The organism is Burkholderia sp. GW821-FHT14F03 (assembly GCF_058803765.1).
Genome location: NZ_JBXAPG010000009.1, coordinates 108878 through 121851, shown reverse-complemented (window position 1 = coordinate 121851; position 12974 = coordinate 108878). Strand labels below are relative to the sequence as shown.

Here is a 12974-nt window from a genome sequence, read left to right as displayed (position 1 = left end):
CAATAAGGAGTCTGGTTGTGAAGAAAATCCGGTTTGCGATGGCAACCGCGGGGGTGGTGGCGGCGACGGCCGCGCAGGCGCAAAGCTCGGTCACGCTGTACGGCCTGATCGATGCGGGCGTCATGTATACGAACAACGTCGCGGGCGGCGGCCTGTTGCAGGCGACGAGCGGCGCGGTGAACGGCAACCGCTTCGGCGTGCGCGGCACCGAGGACCTCGGCGGCGGCCTGAGCGCGCTGTTCGTGCTCGAGAACGGCTTCAACAGCCAGAACGGCAAGCTCGGCCAGGACGGCAAGCTGTTCGGCCGGTTCGCCTATGTCGGGCTCGCGGATCGCACGCTCGGGACCGTCACGCTCGGCCGTCAATACGATTCGCTCGTCGATTTCGTCGCGCCGCTGTCCGCGACGGCGGGCACCTTCGGCGACGCGAGCTTCGCGCATCCGTTCGACAACGACAACCTGAATCATTCGCTGCGCATCAGCAATGCGGTGAAGTACACGAGCCATACCTACGGCGGATTCAAGTTCGGCGCGCTGTATGCGTTCTCGAACAACACCGACTTCGCGGCCAACCGTGTCTACAGCGTCGGCGCGAGCTACACGCGCGGGCCGCTGAACGCGGCGGCGGGCTACCTGCAGATCAACGGCTCGAAAGGCACGAATTCGAGCAGCCCGGGCGCGGTCGACATCGCGGAATCGGGCGCGAACGGCAAGGGTGGCTTCACGGTCGGCGCGGATCGCCAGCGCGCGTTCGGCGGCGGCGTCAATTACGCGTTCGGGCCGGCCACGGTCGGCTTCGTGTTCACGCGCAGCGAATTCGAGAACTCGACCTCGTTCGGCTCCTCGGGCGGCACGATCAGCTTCGACAACTACGAGCTGAACGGCAAGTACAACGTGACGCCCGCGCTGAGCCTCGGCGCGGCCTATACCTACACCGACGGCCATGTCGACGACACGACCCGCTACGGCGCGGACCCGAAATGGCATCAGGTCGACCTGCAGGCCGTGTACAAGCTGTCGGTGCGCACCGACGTCTATCTCGAAGGGATGTACCAGCACGCGGTGGGGCGCAACTACGTCGCGTTCATGAACACGGCGGGCGGCGCGTCGTCGAGCGCGAATCAGGTGGTCGTCGCGGCGGGGCTGCGTACGCGCTTCTGAGCATCCGGCGGGCGATCCGGCGGGGACGGGTTCGATATGTGTCGATTGACGCTCGGGCGGGCGCTGCGGCGAATGAACTTCCGTTCGCGTCGCAGGAGCCGATCGATGAATTCGCCCCGCCCTCAGCATGGTGATCACCGATGAAGAAGGGCGTCTCGCGCATGCGGAGATGTCGTTCGGGAAGGGGTGTCTGATGATCGGCGGGCGCTGATCTTAAGTGTCGAAGCCCCTTGATAGTATGAATAGGCTCAAGCGAAGCAGGATGTGAGGGATTCCGGCGCTGGGGTGTTTGATGTTTCTGTGGCAAATCGATACTGAATCGCGTGCATCCTTTTACGAGATAGTCTGCCCGCGCGGTTATGCAGATGAAGCAAGGAAATATTGACTGCGACACCGAGCGACGTGGTGCATGTCTCGACCTGCACATACGCAGCCAATCACCTCTGAGGCCGAGCGTACATCGCTCCGATGGTCTTCCCTGCAGTCGACAGATAATTGTTAATTATTCTTTCTTGTTCTGATTTACAGATTCCGGGAGGCTTGGCATATAATCCGTCGGCAATATTCGGTTTGAAAAATATATATTTTAAGAGTCTTGGGCGCATGGTCGACTAGAGGCATGCAAAAAGAGCGGGCACGACTTCATGGACGAGTATCGGCTTAGAGAAAGCATAAGAACCGGACTGCTTCAACAAGACCGGCTGTTGCGGCTGGACACACCGCTGCCGGCGAACACGTTCGTTCCCAGGCGCGCGTTGGCGGTCTCGGCACTCGGCCGTGATTTCAGCTGGACCCTCGACGTGGTATCGGGCGCGGCCGACGTCGAACTGAAGAAGCTGATCGCGCAGCCCGTCACCGCGTGGCTGCAGCAGGCCGACAAGTCGTATCGCCCGTTCAACGGTTACGTGCACACCGGAAAACATGGCCGACATCACAGATCGGCGGACCAATTTTTCTTCGATTCACTCGTGGGGAGGCTTGCAGTGATACGCACGGCTGGAATTTTCATCATCGGACTGGCGTCGCTCTCTCATCTCGGCGCAGCTCGCGCTCAAGCGGGGCAGACCGAGTCTTCGCAGAACGAGCAGACGCTCTGCAGCGAAGACGAGGAGATATACTTTAGTTGTCCGTTGGAAAATGGGAAGACGATTTCCGTTTGTGCCAAGGGGAATGTCAGTCCCGACAAAGGCTATGTGCAGTACCGCTACAGCACCGAGAGAGATACTTTCGCGTTTCCTGCCAAAAACGTTGCGCCGGCCAAGGTAGTGGGGATCACCGACGTGTCCGAGGGTAGCATCCGGGGCCTGCACCTGAAGTTCTTCAAGGTGGCATACACGTATGTCGTCTCCTCAGTTTCGCCGGGCGGTGTGTACGTATCGAAGAACGGCAAAATTATCTTCGACAAGGAATGCCAGGCCTCGCAGTACAAGAACTTTTCGAACAAAGTGTTCGATGGCGTCAATCAAGTGCCGATGTTGAAGCTCGACATGCACTGAATGCCGTCATCGGGCCGCTAGACTAGGGGCATGCAAGAAGAACGGACACTACTTCATGGACGAGTATCGGCTTAGGGAAAGCATAAGAACCGGACTGCTTCAACAAGACCGGCTGTTGCGGCTGGACACACCGCTGCCAGCGAACACGTTCGTTCCCAGGCGCGCGTTGGCGGTCTCGGCACTCGGCCGTGATTTCAGCTGGACCCTCGATGTCGTGTCCGGGGCGGCCGACGTCGAACTGAAGAAGCTGATCGCGCAGCCCGTCACCGCATGGCTGCAGCAGGCCGACAAATCGTATCACCCGTTCAACGGCTACGTGCACACCGCCCGCCGCCTGGGCGCGGACGGCGGTCTGACGAGCTATCAGCTGGTGTTCGCGTCGTGGCTGCACTTCCTGCGTTTCCGGCGCGACGAGCGCATCTGGCAGGACCGTCCCGCCGACGCGATCATTGCCGACGTCTTCAACGAACACCCCCAGGCCCGGGGGCACTTCCAGTTCGCGCTGTCGAAGCCGCTGCCGTCGCGCTCCTACTGCCGCCAAAGCGAAACCGACTGGAACTTCGTGCACCGCCTGCTCGAAGCGGAGGGCCTGTACGGCTTCTGGCGTCACGCCGACGACGGCAAGTCGCATACGTTCGTCATCACCGACACGCCGCAGTCGCTCGATGCGATGACGCCGGACACGATCCGCTTCCACCGCGCCGATCTCGGCAGCGAGCGCGACGCGCTCACGCAGTGGGCCGGCTCGCGCACGCTGCAAAGCACCGCGTTCGCGTCGCGCACGTTCGACTACAAGCAGCCGTCGACGCCGCACAACCCGAAAGGCACGTCGTTGCCGACCAAGGCGAACCAGGGCGAGTTGCCGGGGCAGACCGAGGTCTACGAATACACGGGTGCGTACACCTACGGCGCGCAGGCAAACGGCGACCGGCTGTCGGCGATCCGGCTCGAGGAATGGGAGTCGCGCGCGAAGCGTTTCCATGGCGTGGGCGGCGTGCGCGGCGCGGACGCGGGCCGCCGTTTCCATCTCGCCGGGCATCCGGAGCACGACCGCGACGCGGCCGAGCAGCGCGAGTTCGTGATCATCGGGATCACGCGCGTGATCGAGAACAACCTGCCGCTCGGCGGCGGGGAGACGAACTTCCCGCACAGCCTCGCGGGTGTGATCGCCGAGGCGCGCGCGACAGGCGCATCCGCCGCGGCGAGCGTGCCGCACGCGGGCGATGGCGCGCAAGGGTTCTACCACGTCGAGATCGAGGCGCAGCGCGCGTCGGTGCCGTATCGCAGCGCGTTCGAGCACGCGAAGCCCGAGATGCACCTGGAGACGGCGATCGTGGTGGGGCCGAAGGGCGAGGAGGTCTATACCGACGAGCTGAACCGCCACAAGGTGCAGTTCGTGTGGGACCGCCTGAACGCGGGCGACGAGCGCGCGTCGTGCTGGCTGCGCGCGGCGTTCTCGGACAGCGGCGCGGGCTACGGCGCGGTGCATCCGCTGCGGGTGGGCGAGGAAGTGATCGTCGACTACGTGGGTGGGGATTGCGACCGGCCGCTGATCACGGCGCGGGTTTATAACGGCGCGGTGAAGCCGCAGTGGCATTCGAACGGGATCCTGTCGGGCTACCGGACGAAGGAATACGCGGGCAGCGGCTACAACCAGATGGTATTTGACGATGCGACGGGCCAGAACCGTGCGCAGCTGTTCAGCAGCCAGGGCAATACGCACCTGCACCTGGGGTATTTGATCCAGCAGGACGGCAATGCGCGCGGGCCGTTCCTCGGGCAGGGCTTCGATCTGCGCACGGACGCCTACGGCGCGGTGCGCGCGGGCAGCGGCCTGTATGTGACGACCTATCCGAAATCGGCGGCGAGCCAGCCGTTCGACGCGAGCGACACGCATCGCCAGCTGGGCAACGCGCAGCAGCTGCTCGACGCGCTGTCGAACGCGAGCGCGACCCATCACGCGGAGAGTTTGAGCGAAGGGCGCGCGGCGCTGGGCGCGCTGAGCGACGTGACGCGCGACACGAAGCCGGGCGGTACGACGGGCGGACGCACGGCGGGCGGCGGGACGGGCTCGGCGGCGGCGTTCAAGGAGCCGGCGATGCTGTTCGGGAGCCCGGCGGGGATCGGGCTGTCGACGCAGCAGAGCACGCAGATCAGCGCGGACCAGCACATCAACGTGGTGAGCGGGCAGAGCACGCACGTGGCGGCGGGGAAGTCGCTGATCGCGAGCGTGACGGAGAAGCTGAGCCTGTTCGCGCAGAACGCGGGGATGAAGCTGTTCGCAGGCAAGGGCAAGGTGGAGATCCAGGCGCACGACGACGACATCGAGCTGACCGCGCAGAAGACGGTGAAGATCCTGTCGGCGACGGAGGGGATCGAGGGCGTCGCCAAGCAGGACATTCTGCTGACTTCCGGCGGTGCCTATTTACGCCTGAAGGACGGCAACATCGAGATCCACGCACCGGGCAGGATCGACATCAAGGGCGGTACCCATAGCTTCGAGGGGCCGACGTCGCTGTCCAAATCGATGAACGAGTGGCCGAACATGCCGTACGACGAGGAATTCGTGCTGCGTCATCATGCGACCGGTCAACCGATGGCAAATCGGCGATTTGAGCTGACGCGGGCCGATGGCGCCGTCATCAGCGGCCGCACGGATGCCAATGGCGGTACGGGATTGCAGAAGAGCTCGATGGGCGAAGGGATGCGCCTTAGATTTTTACCCGAAGGTGACGCATGAGCGTGAAGACGAGAACAGTTCCGCGGAGCTACGACGAAGATGGGTTGCCGGTGTGGCACTCGGAAACGTCGCCAGTTAGCATGACCACTCGCGCGGAATGCTTGATGCATCCCGATCGAATCATCCCGGTGCTCTTTGTTCCTGGGATCATGGGTTCGAACCTGAAGGCGAGAGATCGCGCCAAGGCACAGCGCTTGATCAACGTCTGGAGGCCGGACTCGCGTGATGCGGTGTTCAGAGTAATCGGCATGGGGCCCGCAACTCGTAGAGCGGTCTTTGATCCAGCCAATCTCGAGGTCGATGCTGAAATCTCGGTAAACAACGAGCAACTCGTTAAGTCCTCGCTCGGGTTCCCGAATGCTCTGCTGAAGTCGCGTGGTTGGGGCACCGTGTTTTGGGGCAGCTATGGGTCTTTCCTTGAGTATCTCGACGGTCAGTTGAATGACGTCATGCGCTGGTCTTCCGCTGACGGCAGATCGAATTTTTCGGGCGACTGGGGGCGCTACGCGGCGGAAGGCATTTCGGTCACTTCTGCCGGCCGCGAGCGAACCTTGAAGTTATCGCGAGACGAGTTATCGACGGTTGCGAAGTACTGGTATCCAGTTCATGCCGTCGGCTACAACTGGCTGCAATCGAACGAACAGTCGGGGAAGGATCTGGCGCGCGCGATCGATGACATCCTGGAACACTATCGAACGAAGTGGGGTAGCAAGGCCGTCAAGAAGGTGATCCTGGTGACCCACTCGATGGGAGGGCTTGTCGCCCGGGCGGCGGTTCATCCGGACATGGGCGCGGCCGCCGACAAGGTCTTGGGCATATTGCATGGAGCGATGCCCGCACTCGGCGCCCCCGCAGCGTACAAGCGCATGCGGGCCGGGAATGAGCTGGCAGGCATAACGTTGAACCCGCTCTCGGTCCTGAAGGCTGTCGGCGTGTGGGCGTTTCTCGGAATGCACGGACAGGATGTGACACCGATCCTGGGGCAGTCTCCTGGCGGCCTGCAGTTGCTCCCCAACCAGAACTACCCGGGCGATTGGCTGGCCATTCAGTCCGGTGGGTCGCGCTATCCCATATCTGGCAACCCATACGCGACTATCTATCGCGAGCGGACGAAGTGGTGGCGACTGGTGAATCCCGATTGGCTTGACCCGGCCCACGCTTCCGGGCCGCGCTACGGTGCGGCGGGCATTGGCACTACAGGTTCTGACACGGCGTGGAAAACGTATCTGTCTTGCTTGTCGGAGGCGGAGCGTTTCCACGCCGGCCTTGGCGACCGCTATCATCCGGTGACATACGCGTTCTACGGTGCGGATCCTCAGCATAATGCGTGGGGTAAGATCCAATGGGACATTGGAACCTTGCGCTTCGCGATGCGCGGACCGTTCTCGGTGCTGAATTCTGACGCGGAATTGAAGGCGTTGTCCCTAGACGGCCGTCTGGCAGATGACGGTGGTTACGGCACAGTCGAAGTTCGTGCGGACCATGCCTCGTGGATGGGAGGTATTCGCGATCGCTTCACGATTCGCGAACCGGAATCGAAGGGAGACGGCACTGTGCCGCATGAGTCCGGTATTGCGCCTGGGTCGCGCGGTACAGCCCTCGAACAGTTTGAACTGCTCGGCTTCGACCATCAGAGCGCGTACTTAACGGAAATGGAAAACGTGATGGCTGTCAGCAAATACGCGATCGCGAAGATCGCCCAGAAAGCAGACTGGGGGGACGCTTGAAGCTTCCGAGTCGTTGGGCGCTCACAGGCGCCATCGTAATCTTGGCCGCTTGCGGCCGCCACCAGGAATCGAGAATGTCAGCAACGGAGAGTTCGGCGCGCGATGATTGGCAACCGGTATGTGTAGGTCGGTACGCACTCGCCCTTCCCCCGGGTGCGACCATTCTGCCGATGGGGCAAAGCTACAACGGCATCACGATCGAAGTGAAGGCGCCCCGCAACCCGGCCCAGTTTGAACGTGAGGCGGGAGTCGCCGAATTGCCGGATAAGGCATCCGACTCACCGTCTGACCTGCCTGCCGGCGCGCGGATCCATGCCTTCGATGACGGCTCAGGCCTTCAGACCGTCCGAGGAGCGGTACTCAAGGGGAATGTCGCGTTTTTGCTCCACGTCCAAGTCGAGACTGAATCGGTGTCGGGGGCCAAGATCGCAGTCGCCAATCTTCTGCGCCGCATCCGGGTTCGCGAGCCGCACGACGTGCCGGCAGAGAAGGGATTCTGCATAGAGCGGGGCTTCATTCCCGGGTCCGTATTGGAATGGCAAGAAACGGCGAGCTTCGGCGCGGTGCTGCCGAGATCAAAGACAGAGTTCGCGTTCAACACCGATACCGGGGACGCCGGGACCAACGACGGTCTTCTCGCCATCATGTCCAAGCTCCCACCGATGCTTTCCGGATTCGTGGACAAGTCAACCCAAACATTGCGGAAAGACACTCGAAATGTTGTCGGCCGCAACGGCGATGAATACGGGTATGTCGTGAAGAGCAGCAGCAATGTCGCCCTGACATGGAGGGCGCTCCCGGGCGGCGATCGCGCAACGCAACCAGGTATCGAGGTTCGTATTGATACGACAGCTGGCACGACCGAAGCAGATCGCGGGCCGCTGCTCATAGAGTGGGACGCTCTTCTTGCATCGATCAAGGTGCGCTAGAAAATAATGAGTTCGCTTCCCCAGCCTTCGTCGCTGATGCAAATCATATCGGCATGCGACATGCGATGTACCGAAATCACCACCAACTGCCACGCAAAACTGTTCCGATGTCGCGCACCTCGCCTTTTTCTTTGCCGGTACGGAAAATAATCGCAATGAGATGTAGTCGGGCGGCGATGGAGCAATGTCGCAAGATCGTTTGATGCTGCAATGAACGATCCGTCAAAGGGTATCTATCCGCCATGCAGGCCACATGGCGAACAATCAAGGCGGCGGTTCGTGTGACGATTGCCGGATCTGTCAGCGCCGTCTCTGTCGCACATACGCCGGCACCACAGTATGTTCAACTGAGTGCGAGACCGAAGGCGTTCGTGATCATCGCGAATGCACGGCATGTCAAGCAGTTGACGCTTACCGTTCCGCCGGAGCTACGAGTCGTGCATCGATGTCGCCTTGAGCAAGTAGCTCTATCTCGCGATCACGTGGACGGATGACGGCGATGGTTTCCAGGTCCACTGGTTGAACCACACCAGCCCGGCGCTGCTCGCGCACAAATATCGCTGCAAGAGCGGGACATTCGTCGTAGATCAATAGCGTCCGCATTGTGTTGGAGGTGTCGACGCTGACGGGAGAAAGGACGCGTGCCGGTAACCGTCGCCCACCCGAGCGTGGTCTGCCCGTGGCTCCTGAATGCCAAGAGCAATGCGACAGCGCTACCGCGCCAATAATCCCGGTCGGAACGAATCGCTCCCCCATCTAATTCATCCCGATTATCCAATAGCCCCCCGCGCATCGCCTCATTGTCCAGGTATCCCGCCGTTCCTGATTCGATAAAAATCCGTTCAATTGATGATCGTCCTGTTTTCTTCAGCGGTTTGCACATTAAAATAGCGCGGCGGCTGCCAACAGGCGCGATTCAATGTGCAGCATGAACAATGTTGATTGTTCGATCCGCAGCATGACGCCCTGTTTCCGATATCAACCAGCACAAGTCAGCCGATTTTGCGAACGGGTCCGCACACTGAGATCACAGTGTGGCGGCCATTTACGCTGAAACGCCGGAGATCAAGAACCATGAGTACGCAGGGCGAGTTTTCATTGAGCGAGGTTCCGAGAGAGGAGCGCAAGGGACTGCTGTCGATCACGATGGTGCTGCTCAGCTTCACCTTTTTCACGGGCACGATGTTCGCGGGCGGCAAGATCGGCGTCGCGTTCAATATCGTCGACATGCTGTGGATCGCGGTGATCGGCAATCTGTTGCTGGCCGTCTACGCGGCGGCGCTCGCGCTGATCGCGTCGCGCAGCGGGCTGAACTCGGTGCTGATGGGGCGCTTCTGTTTCGGCGAGATCGGCAGCAAGCTGTCTGACTTCCTGCTCGGCTTCGCCGAGCTTGGCTGGTACGCGTGGGGCACGGCCACCGTCGCGATCGTGCTCGTGAAGCTGCTCGGCTGGCCCGCGAGCGTCACCACGCCGCTCATGGTGCTGTTCGGATTCGGTTTCGCGATCACGGCGATCATCGGCTATCGCGGCATGGACGCGCTGTCGCGCGTGTCGGTGCCGCTGATGTTCGCGCTGCTGGTGATCTCGATGGGCATCGCGACGCGCGACATCGGCGGCTGGGCGGGCCTCGTGAAGATCGTGCCGACCCACCCGATGGGTTTCTCCGCCGCGATCACGATGGTGTTCGGCACGTTCGCGAGCGGTGCGACGCAGGCGACCAACTGGACGCGTCTCGCCCCGAACGGGCGCACCGCGGTGCTCGCGAGCCTGATCGGCTTTTTCGTCGGCAATGGCCTCATGATCGTCGCGGGCGCGTACTGCGCGATCGTCTATCAGCAGCCCGACATCGTCGAGGTGATGCTGCTGCAAGGGCTGTCGATCGCGGCGGTCGTGATGCTGTGCCTGAATCTGTGGACGATCCAGGGCCCGACGATCTACAACGTGTCGGCGGCCGCGTGCCATCTGCTGCGCACCGAGCGCCGCCGCACGCTCACGCTCGTCGGCGCGGCGATCGGCATCGTGCTCGCGATCGGCGGCATGTACGAGCTGCTGATCCCGTTCCTGATCCTGCTCGGCTCGATCATCCCGCCGGTGGGCGGCGTGATCATGGCCGACTACTGGTATCGCCATCGCGGCCGCTATCCGACGCTCGCGTCGGCGCAGCTGCCGCGCTTCAATGTCGCGGGGCTCGGCGCGTACGCGATCGGCGCGGCGCTCGCCTATGCGTCGCCGTGGATCGCGCCGATCGTCGGGATCGCCGCCTCGGCGCTCAGCTATTTCGTGCTCGTGCAGTTCGCCCGCCGGCCGGCGGGCGCGGCGCCGGCGCGGGGAGAGTAAGCCGATGAGCCTGACAGTCAGTGAAATCCTCCAATTGCCGGGGCTCGGCGAACTGCGGCTGCGCGCGGGCGAACGCGGCGTGCAGCGCGCGGCGCGCTGGTACTACGTGGCGGAGAACGAAGGCATCGCCGATTGGGTGATGGGCGGCGAACTGGTGTTCGTCACGGGCATCAATCATCCGCGCGACGAGCAGAATCTGTTGCAGCTGATTCGCGAAGGCGCGCAAAGCCGCATCGCGGGCATCGTGATCCTGACGGGCGAGGCATTCATCCGCCGCATTCCCGATTCGGTGATCGAGCTCGCGCAGTCGCTCGACATGCCGCTCATCGAGCAGCCGTATCTGCTGAAGATGGTGATCGTCACGCAGCTGATCGGCACGGCGCTCGTCCGGCACGAGAACACGCTGCGCTCGCAGCGCGACATCCTGAACCAGCTGCTGACGGGCGACTACCCGAGCCTGGAGATCGCGAGCCATCGCGCGCGCAATCTGCAACTGCGGCTCGATGCGCCGCGCCGCGCGGTCGCGCTGCGGCTGTCCGGCGTGCCCGCGCTGTTCGACGGGCACCAGCCGGAGGCCGCGGAGGCGATGTTGCAGGATGCGCGGCAGGCGGTGCAGCGGCACCTCGATGCCTGGAGCCGCGAGCAGGAGGATGCGTTGCCGCCCGTGATCCAGGGCGAGCTGTTCGTGCTGCTGATGCCCTGCGACGATGCGCAGTTCCGCAAGGGCAAGCAGCAGCTGGCCGCGCTGCACCACGCGCTGCGCGGCCAGCTCGGCGCGCTGACGCTGTTCATCGGCGTGTCGGCGACCGTGTCCGCCGCGCATCACTACGGGCGCGCGCTCAGCGAGGCGCGCCAGGCGCTGGGCGTGGCCGAGAGCATGCGCGCGGGCAAGGGCCTGTGCGACTACAGCGAGCTGGGCGTGCTGAAGCTGCTCGCCGCGATTCCCGATCCCTCGCTGCTCGACGGCTTCGTGAAGGAAACGCTCGGCAGCCTCGTCGACAGCCACCGCAAGCATCCGACCATGCTGATCGAAACGCTGGAGGCGCTGTTGCAGGAGAATGGCAACACGATCCGGGCGGCCGAGCAGTTGTCGATCCACCGCAACACCTTGAACCATCGGCTGCGCCGCATCGAGACGCAGTCCGGGCAATCGCTTGCCGACCCGCATTTCCGTCTGAACGCTTCCGTCGCGCTGCTCGCGTGGCGGATGGCGGACGCCCAACGCCAGGAGCTGTCATGAAAATCGTCAATGCCAAGCTGCGCAAGCGCAACGGCCTGTTCAGCATCGAGCTCGACGGCGCGCTGATCGCGCGCGTCGAGCCGCAGCCGGCGCGCATCGCCGCGGCGGCGCACGACATCGACGCCGACGGTCAGCTCGCGATCGCGCCGCTCGTGGAGCCGCACATCCATCTCGACGCCGTGCTGACCGCGGGCGATCCCGAGTGGAACATGAGCGGCACGCTGTTCGAGGGCATCGAGCGCTGGGGGCAGCGCAAGGCCACGATCACGCACGAGGACACCAAGACGCGCGCCCACACGGCGATCCGCATGCTGCGCGATCACGGGATCCAGCACGTGCGCACCCATGTCGACGTCACCGATCCGACGCTGGCCGCGCTCGCCGCGATGGTGGAGGTGCGGGAAGAGGCGCGCGGCCTGATCGACCTGCAGATCGTCGCGTTTCCGCAGGAGGGCATCGAGTCGTTCGACAATGGGCGTGCGCTGATGGAGCGTGCGGTCGAGATGGGCGCGGATGTGGTCGGCGGCATTCCGCACTTCGAGAACACGCGCGAGCAGGGCGTCAGCTCGATCCGTTTCCTGATGGACCTGGCCGAGCGCACGGGCTGCCTCGTCGACGTGCATTGCGACGAGACGGACGATCCGCATTCGCGCTTCCTCGAAGTGCTGGCCGAGGAGGCGCGCGTGCGCGGGATGGGCGCGCGCGTCACGGCGAGCCACACGACCGCGATGGGCTCGTATGACAACGCTTACTGCTCGAAGCTGTTCCGGCTGCTGAAGCGCTCGGCGATCAACTTCGTGTCGTGCCCGACCGAGAGCATCCACCTTCAGGGCCGCTTCGACACGTTCCCGAAGCGTCGCGGCGTGACCCGCGTCGGCGAGCTGGACCGGGCGGGGCTCAACGTCTGCTTCGGGCAGGATTCGATCCAGGATCCGTGGTATCCGCTCGGCAACGGCAACATCCTGCGCGTGCTCGATGCGGGCCTGCATATCTGTCACATGATGGGTTACGACGACCTGCAGCGCAGCCTCGATTTCGTGACCGACCACAGCGCGAAGGCGCTGAACCTCGGCGAGCGCTACGGGATCGAGGCGGGGCGGCCCGCCAACCTGCTGGTGTTCGACGCCGACAGCGACTACGAAGCGGTGCGCCGTCAGGCGAAGGCGCGCGTGTCGATCCGGGGCGGCGAGGTGATCCTGCGGCGCGAGCCCGAGCGGCTCAGCTATCCGGCGAGCGCCGCGCAGGGCGTGTGAGCGACGGCGGCGCGTGCATCTCATGTATCGGGCGCATTGATTCAGTCAAAAAATCAATTTGCCTCATGAGTGGGCCGCGCCTACGATGAGCG

Annotated in this window: 7 protein-coding genes and 1 pseudogene; all 8 read left to right on the top strand. The window is 63.3% G+C overall.

Going from position 1 to position 12974, the window contains the following annotated elements; genetic code table 11:
• The first annotated feature begins 17 nt into the window (after positions 1 to 17).
• Positions 18 to 1160, top strand: a complete 1143-nt coding sequence (locus AC1RQF_RS08655) for a porin (protein WP_492871790.1) — start codon at positions 18 to 20, stop codon at positions 1158 to 1160.
• A 644-nt stretch (positions 1161 to 1804) separates the two neighbouring features.
• Positions 1805 to 2080, top strand: a pseudogene (locus tag AC1RQF_RS08650) (type VI secretion system tip protein VgrG); the annotation flags it as partial.
• A gap of 631 nt (positions 2081 to 2711) precedes the next feature.
• A complete protein-coding gene (locus tag AC1RQF_RS08645; RefSeq protein WP_492871789.1) occupies positions 2712 to 5396 on the top strand; it encodes a type VI secretion system Vgr family protein in 2685 nt (894 codons plus the stop codon).
• Between the two features lie 104 nt (positions 5397 to 5500).
• Entirely contained in the window at positions 5501 to 7123 is a 1623-nt protein-coding gene (locus tag AC1RQF_RS08640) for an esterase/lipase family protein (RefSeq protein WP_492871788.1), read from the top strand.
• Between the two features lie 74 nt (positions 7124 to 7197).
• Positions 7198 to 8052, top strand: a complete 855-nt coding sequence (locus AC1RQF_RS08635; RefSeq protein WP_492871787.1) for a T6SS immunity protein Tli4 family protein — start codon at positions 7198 to 7200, stop codon at positions 8050 to 8052.
• Between the two features lie 1074 nt (positions 8053 to 9126).
• On the top strand, positions 9127 to 10389 hold the full coding sequence (gene codB, locus AC1RQF_RS08630) for a cytosine permease (protein WP_492871785.1): 1263 nt from the start codon (positions 9127 to 9129) through the stop codon (positions 10387 to 10389).
• Between the two features lie 4 nt (positions 10390 to 10393).
• On the top strand, positions 10394 to 11629 hold the full coding sequence (locus tag AC1RQF_RS08625) for a PucR family transcriptional regulator (protein ID WP_273998119.1): 1236 nt from the start codon (positions 10394 to 10396) through the stop codon (positions 11627 to 11629).
• The gene (codA, locus tag AC1RQF_RS08620) at positions 11626 to 12882 is read left to right on the top strand and encodes a cytosine deaminase (protein WP_273998120.1); all 1257 of its coding nucleotides are present in this window, start codon (positions 11626 to 11628) and stop codon (positions 12880 to 12882) included. The genes AC1RQF_RS08625 and codA overlap by 4 nt, the downstream gene beginning before the upstream one ends.
• Positions 12883 to 12974 lie beyond the last annotated feature (92 nt).

Bases quoted from the DNA above. Each gene is read 5' to 3' on its own strand.
- AC1RQF_RS08645 (WP_492871789.1), top strand. From the start codon at position 2,712: ATGGACGAGTATCGGCTTAGGGAAAGCATAAGAACCGGACTGCTTCAA.
- AC1RQF_RS08640 (WP_492871788.1), top strand. From the start codon at position 5,501: ATGCATCCCGATCGAATCATCCCGGTGCTCTTTGTTCCTGGGATCATG.
- AC1RQF_RS08635 (WP_492871787.1), top strand. From the start codon at position 7,198: ATGTCAGCAACGGAGAGTTCGGCGCGCGATGATTGGCAACCGGTATGT.
- codB (WP_492871785.1), top strand. From the start codon at position 9,127: ATGAGTACGCAGGGCGAGTTTTCATTGAGCGAGGTTCCGAGAGAGGAG.
- AC1RQF_RS08625 (WP_273998119.1), top strand. From the start codon at position 10,394: ATGAGCCTGACAGTCAGTGAAATCCTCCAATTGCCGGGGCTCGGCGAA.
- codA (WP_273998120.1), top strand. From the start codon at position 11,626: ATGAAAATCGTCAATGCCAAGCTGCGCAAGCGCAACGGCCTGTTCAGC.